Origin of the sequence: Pseudomonas sp. LS44, assembly GCF_024730785.1 — a bacterium.
GTDB lineage: Bacteria > Pseudomonadota > Gammaproteobacteria > Pseudomonadales > Pseudomonadaceae > Aquipseudomonas.
Genome location: NZ_CP102830.1, coordinates 3,861,220 through 3,888,091, shown reverse-complemented (window position 1 = coordinate 3,888,091; position 26,872 = coordinate 3,861,220). Strand labels below are relative to the sequence as shown.

Here is a 26,872-nt window from a genome sequence, read left to right as displayed (position 1 = left end):
ATGCCCGGCTAGAGCGGAATTCAACCACCCGAGGGGTGGCGCAAACCAAGGGGTTTGCACGATTTTTCTGGCTACTCCGATCGGAGGAGCCAAACAAGCAGGTGACCAAGCTGGGGAACGCTGATGGCTTACTCATACACTGAGAAAAAACGTATCCGCAAAGACTTTAGCAAGTTGCCGGACGTCATGGATGTACCCTACCTCCTGGCCATCCAGCTGGATTCGTATCGCGAATTCCTGCAGGCGGGAGTGACCAAGGAGCAGTTCCGTGATATCGGCCTGCACGCGGCCTTCAAGTCTGTTTTCCCGATTATCAGCTATTCCGGCAATGCTGCTCTGGAGTATGTCGGTTATCGCCTGGGTGAACCGGCCTTTGATGTTAAAGAGTGCGTGCTGCGCGGCGTGACCTATGCCGTTCCGCTGCGGGTAAAAGTGCGCCTGATCATTTTCGACAAAGAATCGTCGAACAAAGCGATCAAGGACATCAAGGAGCAAGAAGTCTACATGGGGGAAATCCCCCTGATGACCGAGAACGGTACCTTCGTTATCAACGGTACCGAGCGCGTCATCGTTTCCCAGTTGCACCGTTCGCCTGGCGTATTCTTCGACCACGACCGTGGCAAGACCCACAGCTCGGGCAAGCTGCTGTACTCGGCGCGGATCATTCCTTACCGCGGCTCCTGGCTGGACTTCGAGTTCGATCCGAAAGACGCCGTGTTCGTGCGGATCGACCGTCGCCGCAAACTGCCGGCTTCCGTCCTGCTGCGCGCGCTGGGCTACAGTACTGAAGAAGTGCTGGACGCTTTCTACGCGACCAACGTGTTCCACGTTAAAGGCGAAACCCTCAATCTTGAGCTGGTTCCGCAGCGTCTGCGTGGCGAAGTCGCCGTCCTCGATATCAAGGACGAGAAAGGCAAGGTCATCGTTGAGCAAGGCCGCCGAATTACTGCGCGCCACATCAACCAGATCGACAAGGCTGGCATCAAAGAGCTGGAAACCCCGCTCGATTACGTCATTGGCCGCACCACAGCCAAGGCCATTGTGCATCCGGCCACCGGCGAAATCATTGCCGAATGCAATACCGAGCTGACTGCCGAGCTGCTGGCTAAGATCGCCAAAGCGCAGGTCGTGCGTATCGAAACGTTGTACACCAACGACATCGATTGTGGTCCGTTCATTTCCGACACCCTGAAGATCGACTCCACTACCAATCAATTGGAAGCGTTGGTCGAGATCTACCGGATGATGCGTCCTGGCGAGCCGCCGACCAAGGATGCCGCGGAAACGCTGTTCAACAATCTGTTCTTCAGCGCCGAGCGCTACGACCTGTCGGCTGTCGGTCGCATGAAGTTCAATCGCCGCATCGGTCGTAACGAGATCGAAGGTTCTGGTGTGCTGAGCCGCGAAGACATCGTTGAGGTGCTGAAAACGTTGGTGGACATCCGCAACGGCAAAGGCATCGTCGATGACATCGACCACCTGGGCAACCGTCGCGTACGTTGCGTTGGCGAGATGGCCGAGAACCAGTTCCGCGTGGGTCTGGTGCGTGTCGAGCGAGCGGTCAAAGAGCGCTTGTCGATGGCGGAAAGCGAAGGCTTGATGCCGCAGGACCTGATCAACGCCAAGCCAGTTGCGGCGGCGGTGAAAGAGTTCTTCGGCTCCAGCCAGCTCTCGCAGTTCATGGACCAGAACAATCCGCTTTCCGAGATCACTCACAAGCGCCGCGTCTCTGCACTCGGCCCAGGTGGTTTGACTCGTGAGCGCGCGGGCTTCGAAGTTCGTGACGTACACCCGACTCACTATGGTCGTGTGTGCCCGATCGAGACCCCCGAAGGTCCGAACATCGGCCTGATCAACTCGCTGGCCGCCTATGCCCGCACCAACCAGTACGGCTTCCTGGAAAGTCCGTACCGGGTGGTGAAGGACACTCTGGTGACCAACGAAATCGTCTTCCTGTCCGCAATTGAAGAGGCCGATCACGTGATCGCCCAGGCTTCGGCGGCAATGAACGACAAGGGTCATCTGGTCGACGAGTTGGTGGCAGTGCGTCACCTCAACGAGTTCACCGTTAAGGCGCCGGAAGACGTCACCTTGATGGACGTGTCGCCCAAGCAGGTAGTGTCGGTCGCCGCATCGTTGATCCCGTTCCTTGAGCACGACGACGCCAACCGCGCCCTCATGGGTTCGAACATGCAGCGCCAAGCGGTGCCGACTCTGCGTTCTGATAAGCCGCTGGTAGGTACTGGCATGGAGCGCAACGTCGCCCGTGACTCAGGTGTCTGCGTCGTCGCTCGTCGTGGGGGGGTGATCGATTCGGTCGACGCCAGCCGTATCGTGGTGCGCGTCAATGATGATGAAGTCGAGACCGGTGAAGCCGGCGTCGACATCTACAACCTGACCAAATACACCCGTTCCAACCAGAACACCTGCATCAACCAGCGTCCGCTGGTGCAGAAAGGTGACAAGGTTGCCCGCAGCGACATTCTTGCCGATGGTCCGTCCACCGACATGGGCGAGCTGGCTCTCGGTCAGAACATGCGCGTCGCGTTCATGCCGTGGAACGGTTACAACTTCGAAGACTCCATCCTCCTCTCCGAGCGTGTGGTCCAGGAAGATCGCTTCACCACCATCCACATCCAGGAGCTGACCTGTGTGGCACGTGACACCAAGCTTGGGCCAGAGGAAATCACCTCCGACATCCCGAACGTTGGTGAAGCAGCGCTGAACAAGCTGGACGAGGCCGGTATTGTCTACGTCGGCGCTGAAGTTGGCCCGGGCGATATCCTGGTCGGTAAGGTCACGCCGAAGGGTGAGACCCAGCTGACTCCGGAAGAGAAGCTGCTGCGTGCAATCTTTGGTGAGAAGGCGTCTGACGTTAAAGACACTTCCCTGCGCGTGCCGACTGGCACCAAAGGCACTGTGATCGACGTTCAGGTCTTCACCCGCGATGGCGTCGAGCGTGACACGCGCGCTCTGGCCATCGAGAAGATGCAGCTCGACGAGATCCGCAAGGACCTCAACGAAGAGTTCCGCATCGTCGAAGGTGCGACCTTCGAACGTCTGCGTTCCGCTCTGGTTGGCAAAAAAGCCGAAGGCGGCGCTGGCCTGAAGAAAGGCGCCGAGATCACCGACGAGTTCCTCGACGGCCTTGAGCGCGGCCAGTGGTTCAAACTGCGCATGGCTGAGGATGCACTGAACGAGCAGTTGGAGAAGGCCCAGGCCTACATCTCCGATCGCCGTCAGTTGCTGGACGACAAGTTCGAAGACAAGAAGCGCAAGCTGCAACAGGGCGATGACCTGGCGCCGGGCGTGCTGAAAATCGTCAAGGTTTACCTGGCTATCCGCCGCCGCATCCAGCCGGGCGACAAGATGGCTGGTCGTCACGGTAACAAGGGTGTGGTCTCGGTGATCATGCCGGTCGAAGACATGCCGCACGATGCCAATGGCACCCCGGTCGACATCGTCCTCAACCCGTTGGGCGTACCGTCGCGTATGAACGTCGGTCAGATCCTCGAGACTCACCTGGGCCTCGCGGCCAAAGGGTTGGGCGAGAAGATCAACCGGATGCTCGAGGAGCAGCGCAAGGTCGCTGAACTGCGCAAGTTCATGCAGCAGATCTACAACGAAATCGGTGGCCGCCAGGAAAGCCTGGATGAGTTGAGCGATACCGAAATCTTGAATCTGGCGAAGAACCTACGTGGCGGCGTGCCGATGGCTACTCCGGTATTCGATGGCGCCAAGGAAAGCGAAATCAAGGCCATGTTGAAGTTGGCCGATCTGCCGGAAAGCGGCCAGATGCGCCTGACTGACGGCCGGACTGGTAACCAGTTCGAGCGTCCGACCACCGTCGGCTACATGTACATGCTGAAACTGAACCACTTGGTGGACGACAAGATGCACGCGCGTTCCACTGGTTCCTACAGCCTGGTCACTCAGCAACCGCTGGGTGGTAAGGCGCAATTCGGTGGTCAGCGCTTCGGTGAGATGGAGGTCTGGGCCTTGGAGGCCTATGGCGCCGCCTACACCCTGCAGGAAATGCTGACCGTGAAGTCGGACGATGTGAACGGCCGCACCAAGATGTACAAAAACATCGTGGACGGCGATCACCGTATGGAGCCGGGCATGCCCGAGTCCTTCAACGTGTTGATCAAAGAGATCCGTTCGCTCGGTATCGACATCGATCTGGAAACCGAATAACACGTGACGCGCATCGGGAGCGTGGCAGTTTTGCCCGCTCCTTGCTCCGCCAGGAGGAAAGGCCTTGAAAGACCTACTGAATCTGCTGAAAAACCAGGGTCAAGTCGAAGAGTTCGACGCCATCCGCATCGGTTTGGCCTCGCCTGAGATGATCCGTTCGTGGTCGTTCGGTGAAGTGAAGAAGCCGGAAACCATCAACTACCGTACCTTCAAGCCGGAACGTGACGGCCTGTTCTGCGCCAAGATTTTCGGCCCGGTGAAGGACTATGAGTGCCTCTGCGGCAAGTACAAGCGCCTCAAGCACCGCGGTGTGATCTGCGAGAAGTGCGGCGTGGAAGTGGCCCTGGCCAAAGTCCGCCGCGAGCGCATGGCGCACATCGAGCTGGCTTCGCCGGTCGCCCACATCTGGTTCCTCAAGTCGCTGCCAAGCCGTATCGGCCTGCTGCTGGACATGACCCTGCGTGATATCGAGCGCGTGCTCTATTTCGAGAGCTACGTGGTGATCGATCCGGGCATGACCACGCTGGAAAAAGGTCAGCTGCTGAACGACGAGCAATACTTCGAAGCCATCGAAGAGTTCGGCGACGATTTCGACGCGCGTATGGGCGCCGAAGCCGTGCGCGAGCTGCTCAGCGCTATCGATCTGGAACACGAAACTGGCCGCCTGCGTGAGGAAATTCCGCAGACCAATTCGGAAACCAAGATCAAGAAACTGTCCAAGCGCCTGAAGTTGATGGAGGCCTTCCAGGGCTCCGGCAACCATCCGGAGTGGATGGTTCTGACGGTACTGCCAGTACTGCCGCCGGACCTGCGTCCGCTGGTCCCGCTGGATGGCGGCCGCTTCGCGACCTCCGACCTGAACGATCTGTATCGCCGGGTGATCAACCGTAACAATCGTCTGAAGCGCCTGCTCGATCTGGCTGCGCCGGACATCATCGTGCGCAACGAAAAGCGCATGCTGCAGGAAGCGGTCGACGCCCTGCTCGACAACGGCCGTCGCGGTCGCGCCATCACTGGCTCGAACAAGCGTCCGCTGAAGTCGCTGGCCGATATGATCAAAGGTAAGCAAGGTCGCTTCCGTCAGAACCTGCTCGGTAAGCGCGTGGACTACTCCGGTCGTTCGGTAATTACCGTTGGCCCGACCCTGCGGCTGCACCAGTGCGGTCTGCCGAAGAAAATGGCTCTCGAGCTGTTCAAGCCATTCATTTTCGGCAAGCTGGAAATGCGCGGCATGGCGACCACCATCAAGGCTGCCAAGAAGATGGTCGAGCGCGAGCTGCCCGAGGTTTGGGACGTTCTCGCCGAAGTCATTCGCGAACACCCCGTCCTGCTCAACCGTGCGCCGACCCTTCACCGTCTGGGTATCCAGGCGTTCGAGCCGGTTCTCATCGAAGGCAAGGCGATCCAGCTGCACCCGCTGGTCTGCGCTGCGTACAACGCCGACTTCGATGGTGACCAGATGGCCGTGCACGTTCCGCTGACCCTCGAGGCCCAACTGGAAGCGCGTGCGCTGATGATGTCGACCAACAACATCCTCTCACCCGCCAACGGCGAGCCAATCATCGTGCCGTCCCAGGACGTGGTTCTGGGTCTGTACTACATGACCCGCGAGGCGATCAACGCCAAGGGCGAAGGCCGCGTATTCGCCGACCTGCAGGAAGTCGACCGCGTATTCCGCGCCGGCGAAGCGTCCCTGCATGCTCGCGTCAAAGTGCGCATCAACGAGACCATCAAGGACCGGGATGGCAGCATCACCAAGAACACCCGTATCGTCGACACCACCGTCGGCCGTGCGCTGCTGTTCCAAGTGGTACCTGCCGGTCTGCCGTTCGACGTGGTCAACCAGTCGATGAAGAAGAAGGCGATCTCCAAGCTGATCAACCAGTGCTACCGCACGGTCGGTCTGAAGGACACCGTGATCTTCGCCGACCAGTTGATGTACACCGGTTTCGCCTATTCGACCATTTCGGGTGTGTCGATCGGCGTGAACGACTTCGTCATCCCGGACGAGAAGGCGCGCATCATTGACGCCGCTACCGAGGAAGTGAAGGAGATCGAGAGCCAGTACGCCTCCGGCCTGGTAACCCAGGGCGAGAAGTACAACAAGGTGATCGACCTGTGGTCGAAGGCCAACGACGAAGTGTCGAAGGCGATGATGAACAACCTCTCGAAAGAGAAGGTGATCGACCGCGAGGGCAAGGAAGTCGACCAGGAGTCCTTCAACTCCATGTACATGATGGCCGACTCCGGCGCCCGGGGTTCCGCGGCACAGATCCGCCAGCTAGCCGGTATGCGCGGCCTGATGGCCAAGCCGGACGGCTCGATCATCGAGACGCCGATCACTGCGAACTTCCGCGAGGGTCTGTCGGTTCTGCAGTACTTCATCTCCACCCACGGTGCGCGTAAAGGTCTGGCGGATACCGCGTTGAAAACCGCGAACTCCGGTTACTTGACCCGCCGTCTGGTCGACGTCGCCCAGGATCTGGTGGTGACCGAGGTCGATTGCGGCACCGAGCATGGTCTGCTGATGACCCCGCACATCGAGGGCGGCGACGTAGTCGAGCCGCTCGGTGAGCGCGTGCTGGGTCGTGTAATTGCCAAGGATGTGTTCAAGCCGGGTACCGATGAAGTCATCGTCCCTGCCGGCACCCTGATCGATGAGCAGTGGGTCGAGTTCGTCGAGCGCAACAGCATCGACGAAGTGATCGTGCGTTCGCCGATCTCCTGCGAAACCCGTTACGGCATTTGCGCCAAGTGCTACGGTCGTGACCTCGCCCGTGGTCACCAGGTCAACATCGGTGAGGCGGTTGGCGTTATCGCTGCCCAGTCGATCGGTGAGCCGGGTACCCAGTTGACCATGCGTACCTTCCACATCGGTGGTGCGGCGAGCCGGACTTCGGCAGCCGACAGCGTGCAGGTCAAGAATGGCGGCACCGTGCGTTTGCACAATCTCAAGCACGTTGTGCGCTTGGACGGCAATCTGGTGGCGGTCTCCCGCTCCGGTGAGCTGGCGATCGCCGATGACTTCGGTCGTGAGCGCGAGCGCTACAAGCTGCCTTACGGTGCGGTGATTTCCGTCAAGGAAGGCGACAAGGTCGACGCTGGCGCCATCGTCGCCAAGTGGGATCCGCACACCCACCCGATCGTCACTGAGATGGCCGGTACCCTGACCTTCGTGGGCATGGAAGAGAACATCACCATCAAGCGTCAGACCGACGAATTGACTGGTCTGACCAACATCGAAGTGCTGGATCCGAAAGATCGTCCGGCTGCCGGCAAGGACATCCGTCCGGCGGTGAAGATGGTCGATGCGGCTGGCAAGGAGCTGTTGTTGCCGGGTACCGACGTACCGGCGCAGTACTTCCTGCCTTCTAACGCCCTGGTCAATTTGACCGACGGCGCTAGCGTAGGTGTGGGTGATGTCATTGCGCGTATTCCGCAGGAAACTTCGAAGACTCGCGACATCACCGGTGGTCTGCCACGGGTTGCCGACCTGTTCGAAGCGCGTCGTCCGAAGGAAGCGTCGATCCTGGCGGAAGTCAGCGGCACGATTTCCTTCGGCAAGGAAACCAAGGGTAAGCGCCGTCTGGTCATCACCCCGACCGATGGCAGCGATGCGTACGAGGAGCTGATTCCGAAGTGGCGCCACCTGAACGTCTTCGAAGGCGAGCAAGTGAACCGCGGAGAAGTCATCTCCGATGGTCCGAGCGATCCGCACGACATCCTGCGCCTGCTAGGTGTCAGCGCGCTGGCCAAGTACATCGTCAACGAGATCCAGGACGTGTACCGCTTGCAGGGCGTGAAGATCAACGACAAGCACATCGAGACCATCCTGCGGCAGATGCTGCGCAAGATCGCGATCACCGAATCCGGTGACTCCAGCTTCATCAAGGGCGACCAAATGGAGCTCACGGCGGTGCTGGAAGAGAACGAGCGTCTGGGTGGCGAGGACAAGTTCCTGGCTCACTTCGATCGCGTCCTGCTGGGCATCACCAAGGCTTCGCTGTCGACCGAATCGTTTATTTCGGCGGCATCGTTCCAGGAGACCACTCGCGTCCTTACCGAGGCAGCGGTCACCGGCAAGCGCGACTTCCTGCGTGGCTTGAAAGAGAACGTGGTGGTTGGTCGCTTGATCCCGGCTGGTACCGGTTTGGCGTATCACAGCGAGCGCAAGCGCCGTCGTGAAGCTGGCAAGCCGGTTCAGGTGAGTGCGAGCGAGGCTGAAGCGCAATTGTCGGAAGCCTTGAACAACCTGTAAATGAGTGCGGGCCGGAGATGTCTCGTCCGGCCCTGCCTTGACGGGGTGTGGGAAGCTCTTTAGACTCATGCACCCCTAAATTTGACAGGGCTTGTCGCTCTGTCATTTTGTTTATGTCGAAAGACAACAGTGGAGCTAGTAGATGGCAACTATCAACCAGCTGGTACGTCAGCCGCGTAAGCGCATCGTCGAAAAAAGCGACGTGCCTGCGCTGCAGAACTGCCCGCAGCGCCGTGGTGTGTGCACTCGCGTGTACACCACTACGCCGAAAAAACCGAACTCTGCACTGCGTAAAGTGTGCCGCGTTCGTCTCACTAACGGTTTTGAAGTCACTTCCTATATCGGCGGTGAAGGTCACAACCTGCAGGAGCACAGCGTAGTGCTGATCCGTGGCGGTCGTGTAAAAGACCTTCCGGGTGTGCGTTACCACACCGTGCGCGGTTCGCTGGATACCTCCGGCGTAAAAGACCGTAAGCAGGGTCGTTCGAAGTACGGCGCGAAGCGTCCGAAGTAATCCGAAATTCTATTTATCTGAGTCGATAAGAGTAAGGTCGGGCGTGACGTAACGTCATGGTTCCGGGCTAACCTGAAGACCGTTTGAGGGCTTATCAATGCCAAGACGTCGTGTAGCAGCAAAGCGTGAAATTCTGGACGATCCGAAATACGGAAGCCAGATTCTCGCCAAGTTCATGAACCACGTGATGGAAAGCGGCAAAAAGGCCGTGGCTGAGCGCATCGTTTACGGTGCTCTGGACACTGTCAAAGCACGTAAGAACACCGATCCCCTGGAGATCTTCGAGAAAGCTCTCGACGCCATCGCTCCGCTGGTCGAAGTAAAGTCTCGCCGCGTAGGTGGTGCGACTTACCAGGTTCCGGTCGAAGTTCGTCCATCCCGTCGTAACGCTCTGGCCATGCGCTGGTTGGTGGATTACGCCCGCAGGCGTGGCGAGAAATCCATGGCGCTGCGCCTAGCTGGCGAATTGCTGGATGCCGCTGAAGGCAAGGGTGCCGCAGTTAAGAAGCGTGAAGACGTGCACCGTATGGCTGAGGCCAACAAGGCCTTCTCGCACTACCGCTTCTAATTTCAGCGCTTCTAAATTTGCGAGGGCTTTATGGCTCGTACTACACCGATTAACCGTTACCGTAACATCGGTATCGTGGCTCACGTGGATGCGGGTAAAACCACGACCACCGAGCGTGTCCTTTTCTACACCGGCAAAAGCCACAAAATGGGCGAGGTGCATGACGGCGCCGCGACCACGGACTGGATGGTGCAGGAGCAGGAGCGTGGTATTACCATTACTTCTGCTGCCATTACCGCTTTCTGGAAAGGTTCCCAGAAGCAGTACAAGGATGAGCACCGCTTCAACGTCATCGATACCCCCGGCCACGTTGACTTCACCATTGAAGTTGAGCGTTCCCTGCGTGTGCTCGACGGCGCGGTAGTTGTGTTCTGTGGCACCTCGGGCGTTGAGCCTCAGTCGGAAACCGTATGGCGTCAGGCCAACAAATACGGCGTTCCACGTCTTGTTTACGTCAACAAGATGGACCGTGCGGGTGCTGACTTCCTGCGCGTGATCGGTCAGATCAAGCAGCGTCTGGGTCACACTCCGGTGCCAATCCAGTTGGCTATCGGTTCCGAAGACAACTTCCAGGGTCAGATCGATCTGATCAACATGCAAGCTGTCTACTGGAGCGATGCTGACAAGGGCATGGTCCCTGTTCGCCAGGACATTCCGGCAGAATTGCTGGAAGAGGCCGAGAAGTGGCGCGGCAACATGGTTGAGGCTGCGGCCGAAGCCAGCGAAGAGCTGATGAACAAGTACCTCGAGGGTGAAGAGCTCTCTATCGAGGAAATCAAGGGCGCTCTGCGTCAGCGTACTATCGCTGGTGAAATCGTACTGGCTGTTTGCGGTTCTTCCTTCAAGAACAAGGGTGTTCCCCTGGTTCTCGACGCAGTGATCGACTTCTTGCCTGCGCCTACCGACATTCCTGCCATCAAGGGTACCGACCCGGATGACGAGACTGTTGAGTTGGAGCGTCATGCAGACGACAGCGAGCCGTTCGCGGCGCTGGCGTTCAAGATCGCTACCGATCCGTTCGTGGGTACCTTGACCTTTGTCCGGGTATACTCGGGCGTGTTGAACTCCGGTGACGGCGTGATCAACTCGGTTAAGGGCAAGAAAGAGCGCGTGGGTCGTATGGTGCAAATGCACGCAAACGCCCGCGAAGAGATCAAGGAAGTGCGCGCTGGCGACATCGCGGCCTTGATCGGCATGAAGGACGTCACCACTGGTGAGACTTTGTGCAACGCTGACAAGCCAATCATTCTGGTTCGTATGGACTTCCCGGAGCCGGTTATTTCGGTTGCCGTAGAGCCTAAAACCAAGGACGACCAAGAGAAAATGGGTATCGCTCTGGGCAAGCTTGCTCAGGAAGACCCGTCTTTCCGCGTCAAGACCGATGAAGAGACTGGCCAGACCATCATCTCCGGCATGGGTGAGTTGCACCTGGATATCCTGGTCGACCGCATGCGCCGCGAGTTCAATGTCGAAGCCAACATTGGTAAGCCTCAGGTTTCCTATCGTGAGCGCATCACGAAGAACTGTGAAATCGAAGGCAAGTTCGTTCGTCAGTCCGGCGGTCGTGGTCAGTTCGGCCATTGCTGGATCCGTTTTGCTCCTGCTGACGAAGGTCAGGAAGGTCTGCAATTCGTGAACGAAGTGGTTGGTGGTGTGGTTCCTAAGGAATACATCCCGGCGATCCAGAAGGGTATCGAGGAGCAGATGAAGAACGGCGTTGTTGCCGGTTATCCGCTGATCGGCCTGAAGGCTACCGTGTTCGATGGTTCCTACCACGACGTCGACTCCAACGAGATGGCGTTCAAGGTGGCTGCATCCATGGCAACCAAGCAGCTGGCCCAGAAGGGCGGTGGTGAGTTGCTCGAGCCGATCATGGCGGTAGAGGTTGTTACGCCTGAGGACTATATGGGTGACGTGATGGGCGACCTTAATCGCCGTCGCGGTATGATCTTGGGCATGGAAGACACGATCTCCGGCAAAGTAATTCGCGCCGAAGTTCCGCTGGGTGAGATGTTCGGTTACGCAACCGACGTCCGTTCCATGTCTCAGGGCCGCGCAAGCTACTCTATGGAATTCAAAAAATACAATACAGCTCCGTCGCATATCGTCGAATCTGTAACCAAAAAACAAGGCTGATTCAGCCCTTTAGGCAAGGAGTTAATTGTCGTGGCTAAAGAAAAGTTTGAACGTAATAAACCGCACGTCAACGTAGGCACCATCGGTCACGTCGATCATGGTAAAACCACTCTGACTGCTGCTCTGACTCGCGTTTGCTCCGAGGTTTTCGGTAGCGCCCGTGTCGACTTCGACAAAATCGATAGCGCTCCGGAAGAAAAAGCACGCGGCATCACCATCAACACCGCGCACGTCGAGTACGACTCGGCCGTTCGCCACTACGCGCACGTTGACTGCCCGGGCCACGCTGACTATGTGAAGAACATGATCACTGGTGCTGCGCAGATGGACGGCGCGATCCTGGTTTGCTCGGCTGCCGACGGCCCGATGCCGCAGACTCGCGAGCACATTCTGCTGTCCCGTCAGGTAGGCGTTCCGTACATTGTCGTGTTCTTGAACAAGGCCGACATGGTTGACGACGCTGAGCTGCTAGAGTTGGTTGAGATGGAAGTTCGTGATCTGCTGTCCACCTATGATTTCCCGGGTGACGACACGCCGATCATCATCGGCTCCGCGCTGATGGCTCTGAATGGTCAGGACGACAACGAGATGGGTACCAGTGCTGTTAAAAAGCTGGTTGAAACTCTGGACAGCTACATTCCTGAGCCGATCCGTGCCATCGACAAGCCGTTCCTGATGCCGATCGAAGACGTATTCTCCATCTCCGGTCGCGGTACCGTGGTTACCGGTCGTGTTGAGCGTGGCATCGTCAAGATCCAGGAAGAAATCGAGATCGTTGGTCTGCGTGACACCACCAAGACCACCTGCACCGGTGTTGAGATGTTCCGCAAGCTGCTCGACGAAGGTCGTGCTGGTGAGAACTGCGGTATCCTGCTGCGCGGCACCAAGCGTGATGACGTGGAGCGTGGTCAGGTTCTGGCTAAGCCAGGCACCATCAAGCCGCACACCAAGTTCGAAGCTGAAGTGTACGTGCTGTCCAAAGAAGAAGGTGGTCGTCACACTCCGTTCTTCAAGGGCTACCGTCCGCAGTTCTACTTCCGTACTACTGACGTGACTGGCAACTGCGAGCTGCCGGAAGGCGTTGAGATGGTAATGCCGGGCGACAACGTCAAGATGGTTGTTACCCTGATCAAGCCGATCGCCATGGAAGATGGCCTGCGTTTCGCGATTCGCGAAGGCGGCCGTACCGTTGGTGCTGGCGTGGTTGCTAAAGTCGTCGAGTAATCGGTCGACTGAAAACAAAAAGGACCCTTCGGGGTCCTTTTTGTTTTGTGGTTCGAGCGTTGACACTCTGCGGGCGCATCCGTACAATCACGCCTCCTTTTAACGGGCGTAGTCCGTCCGTTGGGGATAGCAGAGATAGAGTCTGAGGTCAAAATGCAAAACCAACAAATCCGTATTCGGTTGAAGGCTTTTGACCATCGCCTGATCGATCAATCCACCCAGGAAATCGTGGAAACCGCGAAACGTACTGGTGCTCAGGTGCGTGGTCCTATTCCTCTGCCTACTCGCAAGGAGCGTTTCACTGTACTGACCTCTCCGCACGTCAACAAAGACGCGCGCGATCAGTACGAGATTCGCACTCATAAGCGTGTTCTGGACATCGTCCAGCCGACGGATAAAACCGTTGACGCGCTGATGAAGCTCGACCTTGCGGCTGGCGTGGAAGTGCAGATCAGCCTCGGCTAAAACCTTGGGGTTTTAGTCGTGTAACGCTCTGAAATGGGCGGCCATAGCGGGTGAAAGCCCCGTACACTCATGAGGTTTTACAACATGACTATTGGTGTAGTCGGTCGTAAGTGCGGTATGACCCGCATTTTCACCGAAGAAGGTGTCTCCATTCCGGTTACGGTCATTGAGATCGAGCCGAATCGCGTCACCCAATTCAAAACTGAAGAAAGCGATGGCTATCGCGCTGTGCAGGTGACCGTTGGTGAGCGTCGTGCTTCCCGCGTAACCAAGGCTCAGGCTGGTCACTTCGCCAAGGCTAATGTCGCTGCTGGTCGTGGCGTCTGGGAATTTCGTCTTGCAGAAGGCGAGTACCAGGCTGGCGATCAGATTACTGCTGAGTTGTTCCAAGCTGGTCAGCTGGTGGATGTCACCGGCGAATCCAAGGGTAAAGGCTTTGCCGGTACCATCAAGCGCTGGAACTTCCGCGGTCAAGACAATACCCACGGTAACTCCCTCTCGCACCGCGTCCCAGGTTCCATCGGCCAGTGCCAGACTCCTGGTCGTGTATTCAAGGGCAAGAAAATGTCCGGTCATATGGGCGCTGAGCGCGTGACCGTGCAGTCCCTGGAAGTTGTGCGCGTCGACGCTGAACGCAATCTGTTGCTGGTCAAGGGTGCCGTTCCTGGCGCTACTGGCGGCAATCTGGTTGTGCGTCCGGCTGCCAAGGCTCGCGGTTAAGGGGAGATGCTGAGATGCAATTGAATGTAACTAACGCTCAGGCGATCGAGGTCTCCGAAGCAACCTTCGGTAGCGAATTCAACGAGACCCTGGTTCACCAGGCCGTTGTCGCCTACATGGCTGGCGGCCGTCAGGGCAGCAAGCAGCAGAAGACCCGTTCCGACGTGTCCGGTGGCGGCAAGCGTCCGTGGCGTCAGAAGGGCACTGGTCGTGCTCGTGCTGGTACCACTCGTGGTCCGATCTGGCGTGGCGGTGGTGTGACCTTCGCAGCTCGTCCGCAGAACCATGACCAGAAACTCAACAAGAAGATGTATCGCGCCGCTCTGCGCTCGATCCTCTCCGAGTTGGTTCGTCTGGATCGTCTGGTTGTCGTGGAAGACTTCGCGGTTGAAACGCCGAAGACCAAGGTTCTCCTGGACAAGCTGAATGGCATGGGTCTGAACGATGTTCTGATCGTGTCCGACGCTGTTGACCAGAACCTGTACCTGGCTGCGCGCAACCTGCCGCACGTCGACGTACGTGATGTCCAAGGTTCCGATCCTGTCAGCCTGATCGCCTACGACAAGGTGCTGGTCACTGTGTCCGCCGTGAAGAAATTCGAGGAGCTGCTGGGATGAACCAGGAACGCGTATTTAAAGTGCTGGTTGGCCCGCATGTCTCCGAGAAAGCCACTGTGCTGGCGGACGGCAAGAGCCAATTCGTTTTCAAGGTTGCCACTGATGCAACCAAGCTGGAAATCAAGAAGGCCGTCGAAAGCCTGTTCAGCGTGAAAGTTGCCGCCGTCAACACCCTGAATGTTCAGGGTAAGACCAAGCGCACCGCTCGCGGTCTGGGCAAGCGTAACGACTGGAAGAAGGCGTACATCGCTCTTCAGCCGGGCCAAGATCTCGATTTCACCAGCAGTGCTGAGTAAGGTAGGGGCGCATCATGGCAATCGTTAAATGCAAACCGACTTCCGCTGGCCGCCGTTTCGTGGTCAAAGTGGTCAATCAGGAGCTGCACAAAGGCGCTCCTTATGCTCCGCTGCTCGAGAAGAAGTCGAAGACTGGTGGTCGTAACAATAACGGCCGCATCACTACCCGTCATATCGGTGGTGGTCACAAGCAGCATTACCGTCTGGTCGATTTTCGTCGCAACAAGGATGGCATTCCTGCTGTCGTTGAGCGCGTGGAATATGACCCGAACCGTACCGCGCACATCGCTCTGCTGAAATATGCAGATGGTGAGCGTCGTTACATCATCGCTCCGAAAGGCGTCAGTGCTGGTGATCAACTGATCTCTGGTTCCGCTGCGCCGATCAAGGCTGGCAACAGCCTGCCGCTGCGCAACATTCCGCTGGGTTCGACCATTCATGGTATCGAGCTGAAGCCGGGCAAAGGCGCCCAGATCGCACGTTCCGCTGGCGCTTCGGCTCAGCTGGTCGCTCGTGAAGGTGCTTATGTGACCCTGCGTCTGCGTTCCGGCGAAATGCGCAAAGTACTGGCCGAATGCCGTGCGACCTTGGGTGAAGTCTCGAACTCCGAGCACAGCCTGCGTTCGCTGGGTAAGGCAGGTGCCAAGCGCTGGCGTGGCGTTCGCCCGACCGTTCGCGGTGTGGCGATGAACCCGGTTGACCACCCGCATGGTGGTGGTGAAGGTCGTACCTCTGGTGGCCGTCATCCGGTGTCTCCATGGGGCTTCCCGACTAAGGGCGCGAAGACTCGTGGTAACAAACGCACCGATAACATGATCGTCCGTCGTCGCAAGTAACTAGAGGGATACGACAGTGCCGCGTTCTCTGAAAAAAGGTCCTTTTATCGATCTTCACCTACTGAAGAAGGTCGAAGTGGCGGTGGAAAAGAGCGATCGCAAGCCGGTTAAAACCTGGTCGCGTCGTTCGATGATCCTGCCACAGATGGTCGGTCTGACCATTGCTGTACATAACGGTCGCCAACACGTTCCGGTTCTCGTCAACGAGGACATGGTCGGCCACAAACTCGGCGAGTTCGCTGCTACCCGCACTTATCGTGGGCATGTGGCGGACAAGAAAGCCAAGCGTTAAGGGGTAGGAAATGGAAGTAGCCGCTAAGTTGTCGGGCGCTCGCATCTCCGCCCAGAAAGCCCGCTTGGTCGCCGACCAGATCCGCGGGAAGAAGGTGGGCGAAGCGCTCAACCTCCTGGCTTTCAGCAACAAGAAAGCCGCCGAGATCATCAAGAAAGTGCTGGAGTCGGCCGTGGCCAACGCTGAGCACAACGAAGGCGCAGACGTTGATGACCTGAAGGTCAGCACCGTTTTCGTCAACGAGGGGCGTTCGCTGAAGCGCATCATGCCGCGTGCCAAAGGCCGCGCTGATCGCATCGTCAAGCGGTCTTGCCATATCACTGTCAAGGTTGCGGACAAGTAACGGAGTCGATCAGATGGGTCAGAAAGTACATCCCACTGGCATTCGCCTGGGAATCGTCAAGGAGCACACCTCCGTTTGGTACGCAGACAAGCGTCAATACGCTGATTATCTGTTTGCCGACCTCAAGGTTCGTGAATATCTCCAAGACAAACTAAAAAGCGCGTCCGTAAGCCGTATCGACATCGCTCGTCCGGCTCAGACTGCACGCATCACCATCCACACCGCTCGTCCCGGCATCGTGATCGGCAAGAAAGGTGAAGATGTTGAGAAGCTGCGTCAGGACCTGACCAAGCAAATGGGTGTGCCTGTGCACATCAACATCGAAGAGATCCGCAAGCCGGAGCTCGACGGTCTGTTGGTAGCGCAAAGCGTTGCTCAGCAGCTGGAGCGTCGTGTGATGTTCCGCCGCGCCATGAAACGTGCCGTACAAAACGCCATGCGTATTGGTGCCAAGGGCATCAAGATTCAGGTGAGCGGTCGTCTTGGCGGTGCAGAAATCGCCCGTACCGAGTGGTATCGCGAAGGTCGTGTGCCGCTGCACACCCTGCGTGCCGATATCGACTACGCCACTTACGAAGCGCACACCACTTACGGTGTGATCGGTGTGAAGGTTTGGATCTTCAAAGGTGAGGTCATCGGTGGCCTCAAAGAAGAGCTGAAACCGCAAGCGCCTGCGCCTCGTAAAAAAGCTGCTAAGTAAGGAGTACGCACAATGCTGCAACCAAAGCGTACAAAATTCCGCAAGCAGATGACTGGTCACAACCGTGGCCTGGCTCATCGCGGTAGCAAGGTCAGCTTCGGTGAGTTCGCACTGAAGTCTGTCGCTCGCGGTCGTCTTACCGCCCGCCAGATTGAGTCCGCTCGCCGGGCTCTGACTCGTCACGTTAAGCGTGGCGGGAAAATCTGGATCCGTGTTTTCCCGGACAAGCCGGTTACCAAGAAGCCTCTCGAAGTGCGGATGGGTAAAGGGAAGGGTAGCGTGGAGTATTGGGTGGCCCAGATTCAGCCAGGCAAGGTCCTGTATGAAATCGAGGGTGTTTCTGAAGAGTTGGCGCGTGAGGCTTTCGCCCTGGCTGCTGCAAAGCTGCCAATCGCCACCTCCTTTGTTAAGCGGACGGTGATGTGATGAAGGCGAATGAACTTCGTGAAAAATCAGCACAGCAGCTGAACGAGCAATTGCTTGGTCTGCTGCGCGATCAGTTCAATCTGCGTATGCAGAAAGCGACTGGTCAGTTGGGGCAGTCTCACCTGCTCTCGCAAGTTAAGCGTGACATCGCTCGCGTGAAGACTGTGCTCAACCAGCAGGCAGGTAAGTGATCATGGCTGAAGCCGAAAAAACCGTCCGTACGCTGACCGGCCGTGTCGTCAGCGACAAGATGGACAAGACCATCACCGTATTGATCGAGCGTCGCGTTAAGCACCCGATCTACGGCAAGTACGTCAAGCGTTCGACCAAGTTGCACGTTCATGATGAAACCAACGAGTGCCGCATCGGCGACAAGGTCTCCATTCGCGAGACCCGTCCGCTGGCCAAGACCAAATCTTGGGCACTGGTTGAGATCGTTGAACGCGCAGTCGAAGTCTAAGAGCTAGGGGTCGGAGAAATTTTATGATTCAGACTCAATCCATGCTCGATGTGGCTGATAACAGCGGTGCACGCCGCGTTATGTGTATTAAGGTACTCGGCGGTTCGCACCGCCGTTATGCCGGAATCGGCGACATCATCAAGGTGACCGTTAAGGAAGCAATTCCGCGCGGGAAAGTGAAGAAAGGCCAGGTAATGACCGCTGTTGTGGTCCGTACCCGTCACGGCGTTCGCCGTCCGGATGGTTCGATTATTCGCTTCGACGGCAACGCTGCTGTTCTTCTGAACAACAAGCAAGAGCCGATCGGTACCCGTATTTTTGGGCCCGTGACCCGTGAACTTCGCTCTGAGAAGTTCATGAAGATCGTCTCGCTCGCCCCTGAAGTGCTGTAAGGAGATCCGACATGCAAAAGATTCGTCGTGACGACGAGATCATCGTGATCGCCGGCAAGGACAAGGGTAAGCGCGGTAAGGTGCTGAAAGTGCTCGCTGATGACCGTCTGGTTATTGGTGGGGTCAACTTGGTCAAGCGTCATACCAAGCCGAACCCGATGTCGGGCGTTCAGGGCGGTATCGTCGAGAAAGAAGCGCCTCTGCATGCTTCTAACGTCGCCATCTTCAATGCTGAAACCAACAAGGCTGACCGCGTCGGTTTCAAAGTAGAAGAAGGCAAAAAAATTCGTGTCTTCAAGTCGAACCAAAAGCCGGTCGACGCTTGAGCACTGCTAGGTAGATACCATGGCACGACTAAAAGAGATTTACCGGAAAGAAATCGCGCCAAAACTGAAGGATCAACTTCAGTTGGCGAACGTGATGGAAGTTCCGCGCATTACCAAGATCACCCTGAACATGGGCCTGGGCGAAGCGATCGGTGACAAGAAAATCATCGAAAACGCGGTAGCTGACTTGGAAAAAATCACTGGGCAGAAGCCTATTGTGACTTTCGCTCGGAAATCCATCGCAGGCTTCAAAGTCCGCGAAGGCTGGCCGATTGGCGTCAAGGTAACCCTGCGTCGCGATCGTATGTATGAATTCCTGGATCGCCTGCTCGCGATCTCCCTGCCGCGGGTGCGTGACTTCCGTGGCCTGAATGCCAAGTCCTTCGATGGTCGCGGCAACTACAGCATGGGCGTCAAAGAGCAGATCATCTTCCCGGAGATCGATTACGACAAGATTGATGCCCTGCGCGGTCTGGACATCACCCTGACCACCACTGCTCGTACGGATGATGAGGGTCGTGCTTTGCTGCGCGCCTTCAACTTCCCGTTCCGCAACTGATTGGAGTAGGACCATGGCCAAACTAAGCATGAAAAACCGTGAGCTGAAGCGTCAGCAAACGGTGGCTAAGTTCGCGAAGAAGCGTGCCGAGCTCAAAGCTCTGATCGTTAATCCGAACACCAGTCCTGAAGCTCGCTGGGAAGCTCAAGTCGCGCTGCAAAAGCAGCCGCGCGATGCCTCTTCCTCGCGTCTGCGCAACCGTTGCCGTATCACCGGTCGTCCGCACGGTGTATATCGCAAATTCGGTCTCGGCCGTAACAAGCTGCGCGAGGCCGCCATGCGCGGTGACGTGCCGGGCTTGGTGAAAGCTAGCTGGTAAAGTCCGTAGCGGTAACCTCGGTTGCCGCTTCTGGCTACGAATCAAGCCCCTTTGGGGCTTGATTCGTTTCTGGCCTGTCTATAGAATGACCGGCTCTTCTGAGTCCGGGTTTGGACTTGGTTGGTATCAGGCCGTTAGGCCATTTTTTGTTTAGGAGCATCTAGCCCATGAGTATGCAGGACCCGTTAGCGGACATGCTAACTCGTATCCGTAATGCCCAGATGGCTGAAAAGTCCGTTGTAAGCATGCCCTCTTCCAAGTTGAAGGTGGCTGTAGCCAAGGTCCTCAAGGACGAAGGCTACATTGCGGGTTTTCAGACCACGACTGAAGCGAAACCGCTGCTGTCTATCGAGCTCAAGTATTTTGAGGGCCGCCCGGTCATCGAAGAGCTGAAGCGCGTTAGCCGTCCAGGTCTGCGTCAGTACAAAGCCGTTGATCAGCTGCCGAAAGTTCGCGGCGGTCTCGGTGTGTCCATCGTCTCCACCAACAAAGGTGTGATGACGGATCGTGCTGCGCGCGCTGCCGGTGTCGGTGGCGAAGTGCTTTGCACAGTGTTCTAAGGGGGGATAAGCATGTCTCGCGTTGCTAAGAACCCCGTAAAGCTGCCTGCCGGTGTTGAAGTTAAGCTGGCCGGCCAGCAGCTCTCGGTACAGGGCGCCAAAGGCGTTCTAGAGCTGAATGTACATTCGTCCGTAGAAGTGATCCAGGAAGCAGGTGAGTTGCGTTTTGCTGCGCGCAATGGCGATCAGCAAAACCGGGCCATGGCTGGTACTACTCGGGCGCTGGTCAATAACATGGTGATTGGCGTAAGCCAAGGCTTTGAGCGTAAGTTGCAGCTCGTTGGCGTGGGCTACAAGGCTCAGGCTAAAGGGCAAGTTCTCAACCTCGCTCTTGGTTTCTCGCACCCGGTTGACTACGAACTGCCGCAAGGCATCACCGCTGAAACGCCTAGCCAGACAGATATCTTGATTAAAGGTATCGACAAGCAGCTGGTTGGTCAGGTGGCTGCGGAGATTCGCGACTTCCGTCGTCCTGAGCCGTATAAAGGCAAAGGCGTGCGTTACGCTGACGAAGTCGTCCGTCGTAAAGAAGCTAAGAAGAAGTAGGGCATAGCAAATGAGCGTAAAGAAAGAAACTCGTCTGCGTCGCGCTCGCAAGGCACGCCTGAAGATGCGCGAGCTGGAGGCGGTACGCCTCTGCGTGTACCGCTCTTCCCAGCACATCTACGCCCAGGTCATTTCGGCCGACGGCGCCAAGGTCCTGGCCAGCGCCTCGACATTGGACGGAGAGCTGCGTGATGGCGCTACTGGCAATATCGACGCTGCAAAGAAAGTAGGTCAGCTGGTGGCTGAGCGCGCGAAGGCGGCTGGCGTAACCCAGGTGGCATTCGACCGTTCTGGCTTCAAGTACCACGGCCGCGTTAAAGCGCTGGCTGATGCTGCTCGTGAAGGCGGGCTGGAGTTCTAAGTTATGGCAAATAACGACCAAAAGCGCGACGAAGGCTACATCGAGAAGCTGGTACAGGTTAACCGCGTTGCCAAAACCGTTAAGGGTGGCCGTATTTTCACCTTTACGGCGCTGACCGTGGTTGGTGACGGCAAGGGCCGCGTTGGTTTCGGGCGCGGCAAGTCGCGCGAAGTGCCTGCTGCCATCCAGAAGGCTATGGAAGCGGCTCGTCGCAACATGATCCAAGTTGACCTGAACGGCACAACCTTGCAGTACGCAATGAAGTCTGCTCATGGTGCCTCCAAGGTGTTCATGCAGCCTGCTTCTGAAGGTACCGGTATCATCGCTGGCGGCGCTATGCGCGCTGTTCTCGAGGTTGCTGGTGTGCAAAACGTTTTGGCTAAATGCTATGGCTCCACCAATCCGGTGAACGTGGTTCACGCCACTTTCAAAGGGTTGAAAGCCATGCAGTCGCCTGAGTCGGTAGCTGCCAAGCGTGGCAAGAGCATCGAGGAGATTCTCTAACCATGGCTAATGCAACTGTCAAAGTCACGCTGGTAAAAAGCGTGAGCGGCCGACTGGCTAATCATAAGGCTTGCGTCAAAGGTCTCGGCCTGCGTCGTATCGGTCATACCGTTGAGGTTCTGGATACACCAGAGAATCGCGGCATGATCAACAAGGCCTATTACCTTCTGCGTGTGGAGGGTTAAGACATGCAATTGAACGATCTGCGTTCCGCGCCGGGTGCCCGTCGCGAAAAGCACCGTCCCGGTCGTGGTATCGGTAGCGGGTTGGGTAAGACTGGTGGCCGTGGCCACAAGGGTCAAACCTCCCGTTCCGGCGGTACCATTGCTCCCGGCTTCGAGGGTGGCCAGCAGCCGCTGCATCGTCGCCTGCCGAAGTTCGGCTTCGTATCTTTGAAGGCTATGGATCGTGCGGAAGTGCGTACCTCCGAGCTGAACAAGGTGCAAGGCGACATCGTTACTCTGCAAGCGCTGAAGGATGCCAACCTGATTAACCAACACGTACAGCGCGTTAAAGTGATGCTGTCCGGTGAGGTTACTCGTGCTGTCACCCTTAAAGGTATCGCTGCCACCAAGGGTGCGCGGGCGGCTATCGAAGCAGTTGGCGGTAAGTTCGAGGAATAAATGGCTAAGCAAGGTGCTCTCTCAGCGCTCAGCAATGGTGGGTTGTCCGAACTTTGGGCTCGGCTGCGCTTCCTTCTTATGGCGATCATCGTCTATCGGATAGGGGCGCACATTCCGGTTCCGGGGATCAACCCAGAACGGCTGGCTGACCTGTTCCGGCAGAATGAGGGGACTATTCTTAGCCTGTTCAACATGTTTTCTGGCGGTGCGCTGGAGCGGATGAGCATTTTTGCATTGGGGATCATGCCGTACATTTCGGCTTCGATCATCATGCAGCTCATGACCGCAGTCAGCCCGCAGCTCGAGCAGTTGAAGAAGGAAGGTGAGGCTGGTCGTCGTAAGATCAGCCAATACACACGCTACGGTACCTTGATTCTCGCGCTGGTTCAGGCGACTGGCATGTCTGTTGGCCTGGCAGGTCAAGGTGTCGCGTTTTCGGCGGATTTTGGTTTCCACTTCGTGGCTGTCACCACCTTCGTGGCGGGTGCAATGTTCATGATGTGGCTTGGTGAGCAAATCACTGAGCGGGGTGTCGGTAACGGCATTTCGATGCTGATTTTCGCAGGGATCGTTGCGGGTTTGCCGCAAGCGATTGGGCAGTCCTTCGAGTCGGCGCGTCAGGGTGATATCAATATTTTTGCCTTGGTCGCAATCGGCTTGTTAGCGGTGGCAATCATCGGTTTTGTGGTGTTCATCGAGCGTGGCCAGCGTCGCATTGCGGTGCACTACGCCAAACGTCAGCAGGGACGAAAGGTCTTTGCTGCGCAGACGAGCCACTTGCCGTTGAAGGTCAATATGGCGGGTGTTATCCCGGCGATCTTTGCTAGCAGCCTGTTGTTATTTCCAGCGTCGTTGGGCACCTGGTTTGGCCAATCCGCTGGGCTTAGCTGGTTGCAAGACGTATCGCAGGCGATTGCGCCAGGTCAGCCGCTGAACATTTTGCTGTTTAGTGCAGGGATCGTGTTCTTCTGCTTCTTCTATACGGCGTTGATGTTTAACCCGAAAGATGTTGCGGAAAACCTGAAGAAGTCCGGTGCTTTCATTCCGGGTATCCGTCCAGGCGAACAGTCTGCGCGCTATATCGATGGCGTGTTGACTCGTTTGACTCTGTTCGGTGCTCTGTATATGACGGCAGTTTGCTTGTTGCCACAGTTTCTTGTGGTGGCTGCAAATGTACCGTTCTACCTTGGCGGGACGTCGTTGTTGATCGTGGTCGTGGTCGTGATGGACTTTATGTCGCAAGTACAATCACACCTCGTTTCCCATCAGTACGAGTCCCTGATGAAGAAGGCCAACCTGAAGGGTTATGGCGGCGGCATGCTGCGCTAGTAAGCCCGTAAGGTTATAGGAGTTCGAAATGAAAGTTCGTGCATCGGTTAAGAAGCTGTGCCGTAACTGCAAGATCATTCGCCGTGAAGGCGTTGTTCGAGTGATCTGCAGCGCGGAGCCGCGTCACAAGCAGCGCCAAGGCTGATTGGGCGTTAGTGCTATAAGCCCGGCAGCTAGTGCGCTGTCGGGTTGATTATTTGTTTTTACAGCGTTAATATCTCGCGCCCTTTTCTTGGCTTCCGGGGCGTAGGTAGCTGTCAATTGGAGTCCCACTGAATGGCCCGTATTGCAGGCGTAAACATTCCAGATAACAAGCATACTGTTATCTCGCTGACCTACATCTACGGTGTTGGTCGCACCACCGCGCAAAATATTTGCGCGACCACCGGGGTTAACCCGGCGGTAAAGATCAAAGATCTGAGCGATGAGCAGATTGAACTGTTGCGTGGCGAGGTGGCGAAATTCACCACCGAGGGTGACCTCCGTCGCGAAATCAACATGAAAATCAAGCGCTTGATGGACCTGGGTTGCTATCGCGGCCTGCGTCATCGTCGCGGCCTTCCGGTCCGCGGTCAGCGTACCAAGACCAATGCCCGTACCCGTAAGGGGCCGCGTAAGCCGATCCGCAAGTAATCGCATTCGCGAATCGACAGGAATCTAGTCATGGCAAAACCTGCTGCTCGTCCTCGTAAGAAAATCAAAAAGACAGTGGTTGATGGCATCGCCCACATCCACGCGTCTTTTAACAACACCATTGTGACCATCACTGATCGTCAGGGTAATGCCCTGTCCTGGGCTACCTCCGGTGGTTCTGGCTTCCGTGGTTCTCGTAAAAGCACGCCTTTTGCTGCGCAAGTTGCAGCTGAGCGCGCTGGTCAGGCCGCGCTTGAATACGGCCTGAAGAACCTAGACGTGAACGTAAAGGGTCCAGGCCCTGGTCGTGAATCCGCTGTGCGCGCGTTGAACGCCTGCGGCTATAAAATCGCCAGCATCACCGACGTGACGCCTATCCCGCATAACGGGTGCCGTCCGCCGAAGAAGCGTCGCGTGTAAACAGGAGACAGTGAGAAATGGCTCGTTACATTGGTCCCAAGTGCAAACTGTCTCGTCGTGAAGGCACCGATCTCTTCCTGAAGAGTGGTGTGCGCGCGCTCGAATCTAAGTGCAACATCGAAGCAGCTCCTGGCATTCATGGTCAGCGTCGTGGTCGTCAATCCGACTACGGTACCCAGCTGCGCGAGAAGCAAAAAGTCCGTCGCATCTACGGTGTTCTCGAACGCCAGTTCAGCGGTTACTACAAGGAAGCAGCCAAGCGTAAAGGCGCTACCGGCGAGAACCTGCTGCAGCTGCTCGAGTGCCGTCTGGATAACGTAATTTATCGCATGGGCTTTGGCGCTACTCGTGCCGAATCTCGCCAGCTGGTATCGCACAAAGCGATCACAGTAAACGGTTCGACCGTAAACGTGCCGTCCTACCAGGTTAAAGCTGGGGATGTGGTTGCCGTTCGCGAGAAGGCGAAGAACCAACTGCGTATCGCGCAGGCTCTCGAGCTGTGCTCTCAGCGCGGCCGCGTTGAGTGGGTGGACGTTGACTTCGAGAAAAAAACCGGTGTGTTTAAGAACGTCCCGGCTCGCAGCGATCTGTCCGCCGACATCAACGAAAGCCTGATTGTCGAGCTCTACTCCAAGTAAGGGCTAGAAAATAGGTGCATCCATGCAGATTTCGGTAAATGAGTTCCTGACCCCCCGCCATATCGATGTGCAGGCGGTCAGTTCGACCCGCGCCAAAATTACTCTCGAGCCTCTCGAGCGTGGTTTCGGCCATACCCTGGGCAATGCGCTGCGTCGCATCCTGTTGTCCTCCATGCCTGGCTGTGCAGTAGTCGAGGCCGAGATTGACGGTGTGCTCCATGAGTACAGCGCGATCGAAGGTGTGCAGGAAGATGTCATTGAAATCCTGCTGAACCTGAAAGGTCTTGCCATCAAGCTGCACGGTCGTGACGAGGTCACCCTGAACCTGTCCAAAAAGGGCTCGGGTGTGGTCACAGCGGCCGATATTCAGCTGGATCATGATGTCGAGATCGTCAACGGTGATCACGTGATCGCCAACTTGGCGGACAACGGCGCTCTGAACATGAAGCTCACCGTACGTCGTGGCCGTGGCTACGAACCGGCTGACTCCCGTCAGAGCGATGAAGACGAAAGCCGAAGCATCGGCCGTCTGCAACTGGACTCCTCGTTCAGCCCGGTCCGTCGTGTGGCTTATGTGGTAGAGAACGCCCGCGTCGAGCAGCGTACCAACTTGGACAAACTGGTCATTGACCTGGAAACCAACGGTACTCTGGATCCGGAAGAGGCTATTCGTCGTGCTGCGACCATTCTGCAACAGCAGTTGGCCGCGTTCGTCGACCTCAAAGGCGACAGCGAACCAGTCGTGGTTGAGCAGGAAGACGAGATCGATCCGATCCTGCTGCGCCCGGTTGACGATCTTGAATTGACCGTTCGTTCGGCCAACTGCCTCAAGGCGGAGAACATTTACTACATCGGTGACCTGATTCAGCGTACCGAAGTGGAACTGTTGAAAACTCCGAACCTTGGCAAGAAGTCGCTCACCGAGATCAAAGACGTACTGGCCTCCCGCGGCCTGTCTCTCGGTATGCGTCTCGACAACTGGCCGCCGGCAAGTCTTAAGAAAGATGATAAGGCTACGGCCTAACCGTCGTAATCACCGAACGTGAGTTTGGTAAGGAATTGAACCATGCGTCATCGTAAAAGTGGTCGTCATCTCAGCCGCACCAGCGCACACCGTAAGGCCATGTTCCAAAACATGGCGGTTTCGCTGTTCGAGCATGAGCTGATCAAAACTACTCTGCCGAAAGCCAAAGAGCTGCGTCGCGTTGCCGAGCCGCTGATCACTTTGGCCAAGGAAGACAGTGTTGCTAACCGCCGTCTGGCCTTCGACCGTACTCGTTCGAAAGCCATCGTGGGTAAGCTGTTCAACGATCTGGGCAAGCGCTATGCAACCCGCCAGGGTGGCTATCTGCGTATTCTCAAGTGCGGTTTTCGCGCTGGCGACAATGCTCCGATGGCTTATGTTGAGCTGGTCGACCGTCCGGTCGGCGGCTCGGTAGAAGCAGCTGAGTAATCGAGATCGTTAAAAAAACCGGGCTTTGCCCGGTTTTTTTATGCCTGCGTGGTTTGTCTGATCACTTGCGGTGCGCTGAGGCTTGATGATCGGGGGCTTTAAGACTCTAGCCAAAGCGGTTTTTTACTGTGAGTGGTGATTTGCCAGCGGCGAAGCG

General features: G+C 56.9%; 34 protein-coding genes. All 34 read left to right on the top strand.

Going from position 1 to position 26,872, the window contains the following annotated elements; all coding sequences use genetic code 11:
* Window positions 1–123: 123 nt before the first annotated feature.
* The 34 genes from rpoB (at window position 124) to rplQ (ending at window position 26,715) form a co-directional block, all read left to right on the top strand.
* The gene (gene rpoB / locus NVV93_RS17485) at window positions 124–4,197 is read left to right on the top strand and encodes a DNA-directed RNA polymerase subunit beta (protein ID WP_258251904.1); all 4,074 of its coding nucleotides are present in this window, start codon (window positions 124–126) and stop codon (window positions 4,195–4,197) included.
* Between the two features lie 64 nt (window positions 4,198–4,261).
* Window positions 4,262–8,455: a DNA-directed RNA polymerase subunit beta' gene (gene rpoC / locus NVV93_RS17480; RefSeq protein ID WP_258251903.1), complete on the top strand. Its 4,194-nt coding sequence runs from the start codon at window positions 4,262–4,264 to the stop codon at window positions 8,453–8,455.
* A 142-nt stretch (window positions 8,456–8,597) separates the two neighbouring features.
* Complete coding sequence (gene rpsL / locus NVV93_RS17475) at window positions 8,598–8,969, top strand: 30S ribosomal protein S12 (protein WP_258251902.1); 372 nt, start codon at window positions 8,598–8,600, stop codon at window positions 8,967–8,969.
* Between the two features lie 97 nt (window positions 8,970–9,066).
* Window positions 9,067–9,537 carry a 30S ribosomal protein S7 gene (gene rpsG / locus NVV93_RS17470; protein ID WP_258251901.1) on the top strand — a complete coding sequence of 157 codons (471 nt, stop codon included), beginning with the start codon at window positions 9,067–9,069 and terminating at the stop codon, window positions 9,535–9,537.
* A 30-nt stretch (window positions 9,538–9,567) separates the two neighbouring features.
* Window positions 9,568–11,673, top strand: coding sequence for an elongation factor G (gene fusA, locus NVV93_RS17465; protein WP_258251900.1), 2,106 nt, complete (start codon window positions 9,568–9,570; stop codon window positions 11,671–11,673).
* Between the two features lie 30 nt (window positions 11,674–11,703).
* Entirely contained in the window at window positions 11,704–12,897 is a 1,194-nt protein-coding gene (tuf, locus tag NVV93_RS17460) for an elongation factor Tu (RefSeq protein ID WP_258251899.1), read from the top strand.
* 153 nt (window positions 12,898–13,050) lie between these two features.
* A complete protein-coding gene (gene rpsJ / locus NVV93_RS17455) occupies window positions 13,051–13,362 on the top strand; it encodes a 30S ribosomal protein S10 (protein WP_013789756.1) in 312 nt (103 codons plus the stop codon).
* A gap of 84 nt (window positions 13,363–13,446) precedes the next feature.
* Window positions 13,447–14,082, top strand: coding sequence for a 50S ribosomal protein L3 (gene rplC / locus NVV93_RS17450; protein WP_258251897.1), 636 nt, complete (start codon window positions 13,447–13,449; stop codon window positions 14,080–14,082).
* Between the two features lie 14 nt (window positions 14,083–14,096).
* Window positions 14,097–14,699 carry a 50S ribosomal protein L4 gene (gene rplD, locus NVV93_RS17445; protein ID WP_258251896.1) on the top strand — a complete coding sequence of 201 codons (603 nt, stop codon included), beginning with the start codon at window positions 14,097–14,099 and terminating at the stop codon, window positions 14,697–14,699.
* Window positions 14,696–14,995: a 50S ribosomal protein L23 gene (gene rplW / locus NVV93_RS17440; RefSeq protein ID WP_258251895.1), complete on the top strand. Its 300-nt coding sequence runs from the start codon at window positions 14,696–14,698 to the stop codon at window positions 14,993–14,995. Before rplD ends, rplW begins: the two co-directional genes overlap by 4 nt.
* Window positions 14,996–15,009: 14 nt before the next feature.
* Window positions 15,010–15,831 (top strand): 50S ribosomal protein L2, encoded by an 822-nt coding sequence (gene rplB, locus NVV93_RS17435; RefSeq protein ID WP_119892014.1) that lies wholly within the window; start codon window positions 15,010–15,012, stop codon window positions 15,829–15,831.
* A gap of 16 nt (window positions 15,832–15,847) precedes the next feature.
* Complete coding sequence (gene rpsS / locus NVV93_RS17430; protein ID WP_258251894.1) at window positions 15,848–16,123, top strand: 30S ribosomal protein S19; 276 nt, start codon at window positions 15,848–15,850, stop codon at window positions 16,121–16,123.
* A 10-nt stretch (window positions 16,124–16,133) separates the two neighbouring features.
* The gene (gene rplV, locus NVV93_RS17425) at window positions 16,134–16,466 is read left to right on the top strand and encodes a 50S ribosomal protein L22 (protein ID WP_027590505.1); all 333 of its coding nucleotides are present in this window, start codon (window positions 16,134–16,136) and stop codon (window positions 16,464–16,466) included.
* 13 nt (window positions 16,467–16,479) lie between these two features.
* The gene (rpsC, locus tag NVV93_RS17420) at window positions 16,480–17,166 is read left to right on the top strand and encodes a 30S ribosomal protein S3 (protein WP_160082938.1); all 687 of its coding nucleotides are present in this window, start codon (window positions 16,480–16,482) and stop codon (window positions 17,164–17,166) included.
* Window positions 17,167–17,178: 12 nt separating this feature from the next.
* Window positions 17,179–17,592, top strand: coding sequence for a 50S ribosomal protein L16 (gene rplP, locus NVV93_RS17415; RefSeq protein WP_187672196.1), 414 nt, complete (start codon window positions 17,179–17,181; stop codon window positions 17,590–17,592).
* A complete protein-coding gene (rpmC, locus tag NVV93_RS17410; RefSeq protein ID WP_002555481.1) occupies window positions 17,592–17,783 on the top strand; it encodes a 50S ribosomal protein L29 in 192 nt (63 codons plus the stop codon). The genes rplP and rpmC overlap by 1 nt, the downstream gene beginning before the upstream one ends.
* 2 nt (window positions 17,784–17,785) lie before the next feature.
* The gene (gene rpsQ / locus NVV93_RS17405) at window positions 17,786–18,052 is read left to right on the top strand and encodes a 30S ribosomal protein S17 (protein WP_258251891.1); all 267 of its coding nucleotides are present in this window, start codon (window positions 17,786–17,788) and stop codon (window positions 18,050–18,052) included.
* A gap of 23 nt (window positions 18,053–18,075) precedes the next feature.
* Window positions 18,076–18,444, top strand: a complete 369-nt coding sequence (gene rplN / locus NVV93_RS17400) for a 50S ribosomal protein L14 (protein ID WP_003289207.1) — start codon at window positions 18,076–18,078, stop codon at window positions 18,442–18,444.
* 11 nt (window positions 18,445–18,455) lie between these two features.
* Window positions 18,456–18,770, top strand: a complete 315-nt coding sequence (gene rplX / locus NVV93_RS17395) for a 50S ribosomal protein L24 (protein WP_258251888.1) — start codon at window positions 18,456–18,458, stop codon at window positions 18,768–18,770.
* Window positions 18,771–18,789: 19 nt separating this feature from the next.
* Window positions 18,790–19,329: a 50S ribosomal protein L5 gene (gene rplE / locus NVV93_RS17390; RefSeq protein ID WP_258251887.1), complete on the top strand. Its 540-nt coding sequence runs from the start codon at window positions 18,790–18,792 to the stop codon at window positions 19,327–19,329.
* A 13-nt stretch (window positions 19,330–19,342) separates the two neighbouring features.
* On the top strand, window positions 19,343–19,648 hold the full coding sequence (gene rpsN, locus NVV93_RS17385) for a 30S ribosomal protein S14 (protein ID WP_258251886.1): 306 nt from the start codon (window positions 19,343–19,345) through the stop codon (window positions 19,646–19,648).
* 167 nt (window positions 19,649–19,815) lie between these two features.
* Entirely contained in the window at window positions 19,816–20,208 is a 393-nt protein-coding gene (rpsH, locus tag NVV93_RS17380) for a 30S ribosomal protein S8 (protein WP_258251885.1), read from the top strand.
* A gap of 12 nt (window positions 20,209–20,220) precedes the next feature.
* Window positions 20,221–20,754, top strand: a complete 534-nt coding sequence (gene rplF, locus NVV93_RS17375) for a 50S ribosomal protein L6 (RefSeq protein WP_258251884.1) — start codon at window positions 20,221–20,223, stop codon at window positions 20,752–20,754.
* A 10-nt stretch (window positions 20,755–20,764) separates the two neighbouring features.
* Window positions 20,765–21,115, top strand: coding sequence for a 50S ribosomal protein L18 (rplR, locus tag NVV93_RS17370; protein WP_258251883.1), 351 nt, complete (start codon window positions 20,765–20,767; stop codon window positions 21,113–21,115).
* A gap of 3 nt (window positions 21,116–21,118) precedes the next feature.
* Complete coding sequence (gene rpsE / locus NVV93_RS17365) at window positions 21,119–21,619, top strand: 30S ribosomal protein S5 (RefSeq protein ID WP_258251882.1); 501 nt, start codon at window positions 21,119–21,121, stop codon at window positions 21,617–21,619.
* A gap of 2 nt (window positions 21,620–21,621) precedes the next feature.
* Entirely contained in the window at window positions 21,622–21,804 is a 183-nt protein-coding gene (rpmD, locus tag NVV93_RS17360) for a 50S ribosomal protein L30 (RefSeq protein WP_119892026.1), read from the top strand.
* A gap of 3 nt (window positions 21,805–21,807) precedes the next feature.
* Window positions 21,808–22,242, top strand: a complete 435-nt coding sequence (gene rplO / locus NVV93_RS17355) for a 50S ribosomal protein L15 (RefSeq protein ID WP_258251881.1) — start codon at window positions 21,808–21,810, stop codon at window positions 22,240–22,242.
* Entirely contained in the window at window positions 22,243–23,571 is a 1,329-nt protein-coding gene (gene secY, locus NVV93_RS17350) for a preprotein translocase subunit SecY (protein WP_258251880.1), read from the top strand.
* Window positions 23,572–23,599: 28 nt separating this feature from the next.
* A complete protein-coding gene (gene rpmJ, locus NVV93_RS17345) occupies window positions 23,600–23,716 on the top strand; it encodes a 50S ribosomal protein L36 (RefSeq protein ID WP_002555468.1) in 117 nt (38 codons plus the stop codon).
* Between the two features lie 131 nt (window positions 23,717–23,847).
* Window positions 23,848–24,204, top strand: coding sequence for a 30S ribosomal protein S13 (rpsM, locus tag NVV93_RS17340; RefSeq protein WP_258251877.1), 357 nt, complete (start codon window positions 23,848–23,850; stop codon window positions 24,202–24,204).
* A 30-nt stretch (window positions 24,205–24,234) separates the two neighbouring features.
* On the top strand, window positions 24,235–24,624 hold the full coding sequence (gene rpsK / locus NVV93_RS17335; RefSeq protein WP_039806105.1) for a 30S ribosomal protein S11: 390 nt from the start codon (window positions 24,235–24,237) through the stop codon (window positions 24,622–24,624).
* Window positions 24,625–24,641: 17 nt separating this feature from the next.
* On the top strand, window positions 24,642–25,262 hold the full coding sequence (gene rpsD / locus NVV93_RS17330) for a 30S ribosomal protein S4 (protein ID WP_258251876.1): 621 nt from the start codon (window positions 24,642–24,644) through the stop codon (window positions 25,260–25,262).
* A 22-nt stretch (window positions 25,263–25,284) separates the two neighbouring features.
* A complete protein-coding gene (locus NVV93_RS17325; RefSeq protein ID WP_258251875.1) occupies window positions 25,285–26,286 on the top strand; it encodes a DNA-directed RNA polymerase subunit alpha in 1,002 nt (333 codons plus the stop codon).
* A 42-nt stretch (window positions 26,287–26,328) separates the two neighbouring features.
* Entirely contained in the window at window positions 26,329–26,715 is a 387-nt protein-coding gene (gene rplQ / locus NVV93_RS17320) for a 50S ribosomal protein L17 (protein ID WP_069901967.1), read from the top strand.
* Window positions 26,716–26,872: the final 157 nt, after the last annotated feature.

What these genes read in the sequence shown, in the direction of transcription:
- rpoB (WP_258251904.1), top strand. Translation starts at nt 124, where the DNA reads ATGGCTTACTCATACACTGAGAAAAAACGTATCCGCAAAGACTTTAGC.
- rpsL (WP_258251902.1), top strand. Translation starts at nt 8,598, where the DNA reads ATGGCAACTATCAACCAGCTGGTACGTCAGCCGCGTAAGCGCATCGTC.
- rpsG (WP_258251901.1), top strand. Translation starts at nt 9,067, where the DNA reads ATGCCAAGACGTCGTGTAGCAGCAAAGCGTGAAATTCTGGACGATCCG.
- fusA (WP_258251900.1), top strand. Translation starts at nt 9,568, where the DNA reads ATGGCTCGTACTACACCGATTAACCGTTACCGTAACATCGGTATCGTG.
- rpsJ (WP_013789756.1), top strand. Translation starts at nt 13,051, where the DNA reads ATGCAAAACCAACAAATCCGTATTCGGTTGAAGGCTTTTGACCATCGC.
- rplC (WP_258251897.1), top strand. Translation starts at nt 13,447, where the DNA reads ATGACTATTGGTGTAGTCGGTCGTAAGTGCGGTATGACCCGCATTTTC.
- rplD (WP_258251896.1), top strand. Translation starts at nt 14,097, where the DNA reads ATGCAATTGAATGTAACTAACGCTCAGGCGATCGAGGTCTCCGAAGCA.
- rplW (WP_258251895.1), top strand. Translation starts at nt 14,696, where the DNA reads ATGAACCAGGAACGCGTATTTAAAGTGCTGGTTGGCCCGCATGTCTCC.
- rplB (WP_119892014.1), top strand. Translation starts at nt 15,010, where the DNA reads ATGGCAATCGTTAAATGCAAACCGACTTCCGCTGGCCGCCGTTTCGTG.
- rplV (WP_027590505.1), top strand. Translation starts at nt 16,134, where the DNA reads ATGGAAGTAGCCGCTAAGTTGTCGGGCGCTCGCATCTCCGCCCAGAAA.
- rpsC (WP_160082938.1), top strand. Translation starts at nt 16,480, where the DNA reads ATGGGTCAGAAAGTACATCCCACTGGCATTCGCCTGGGAATCGTCAAG.
- rplP (WP_187672196.1), top strand. Translation starts at nt 17,179, where the DNA reads ATGCTGCAACCAAAGCGTACAAAATTCCGCAAGCAGATGACTGGTCAC.
- rpmC (WP_002555481.1), top strand. Translation starts at nt 17,592, where the DNA reads ATGAAGGCGAATGAACTTCGTGAAAAATCAGCACAGCAGCTGAACGAG.
- rpsQ (WP_258251891.1), top strand. Translation starts at nt 17,786, where the DNA reads ATGGCTGAAGCCGAAAAAACCGTCCGTACGCTGACCGGCCGTGTCGTC.
- rplN (WP_003289207.1), top strand. Translation starts at nt 18,076, where the DNA reads ATGATTCAGACTCAATCCATGCTCGATGTGGCTGATAACAGCGGTGCA.
- rplX (WP_258251888.1), top strand. Translation starts at nt 18,456, where the DNA reads ATGCAAAAGATTCGTCGTGACGACGAGATCATCGTGATCGCCGGCAAG.
- rplE (WP_258251887.1), top strand. Translation starts at nt 18,790, where the DNA reads ATGGCACGACTAAAAGAGATTTACCGGAAAGAAATCGCGCCAAAACTG.
- rpsN (WP_258251886.1), top strand. Translation starts at nt 19,343, where the DNA reads ATGGCCAAACTAAGCATGAAAAACCGTGAGCTGAAGCGTCAGCAAACG.
- rpsH (WP_258251885.1), top strand. Translation starts at nt 19,816, where the DNA reads ATGAGTATGCAGGACCCGTTAGCGGACATGCTAACTCGTATCCGTAAT.
- rplF (WP_258251884.1), top strand. Translation starts at nt 20,221, where the DNA reads ATGTCTCGCGTTGCTAAGAACCCCGTAAAGCTGCCTGCCGGTGTTGAA.
- rplR (WP_258251883.1), top strand. Translation starts at nt 20,765, where the DNA reads ATGAGCGTAAAGAAAGAAACTCGTCTGCGTCGCGCTCGCAAGGCACGC.
- rpsE (WP_258251882.1), top strand. Translation starts at nt 21,119, where the DNA reads ATGGCAAATAACGACCAAAAGCGCGACGAAGGCTACATCGAGAAGCTG.
- rpmD (WP_119892026.1), top strand. Translation starts at nt 21,622, where the DNA reads ATGGCTAATGCAACTGTCAAAGTCACGCTGGTAAAAAGCGTGAGCGGC.
- rplO (WP_258251881.1), top strand. Translation starts at nt 21,808, where the DNA reads ATGCAATTGAACGATCTGCGTTCCGCGCCGGGTGCCCGTCGCGAAAAG.
- secY (WP_258251880.1), top strand. Translation starts at nt 22,243, where the DNA reads ATGGCTAAGCAAGGTGCTCTCTCAGCGCTCAGCAATGGTGGGTTGTCC.
- rpmJ (WP_002555468.1), top strand. Translation starts at nt 23,600, where the DNA reads ATGAAAGTTCGTGCATCGGTTAAGAAGCTGTGCCGTAACTGCAAGATC.
- rpsM (WP_258251877.1), top strand. Translation starts at nt 23,848, where the DNA reads ATGGCCCGTATTGCAGGCGTAAACATTCCAGATAACAAGCATACTGTT.
- rpsK (WP_039806105.1), top strand. Translation starts at nt 24,235, where the DNA reads ATGGCAAAACCTGCTGCTCGTCCTCGTAAGAAAATCAAAAAGACAGTG.
- rpsD (WP_258251876.1), top strand. Translation starts at nt 24,642, where the DNA reads ATGGCTCGTTACATTGGTCCCAAGTGCAAACTGTCTCGTCGTGAAGGC.
- NVV93_RS17325 (WP_258251875.1), top strand. Translation starts at nt 25,285, where the DNA reads ATGCAGATTTCGGTAAATGAGTTCCTGACCCCCCGCCATATCGATGTG.
- rplQ (WP_069901967.1), top strand. Translation starts at nt 26,329, where the DNA reads ATGCGTCATCGTAAAAGTGGTCGTCATCTCAGCCGCACCAGCGCACAC.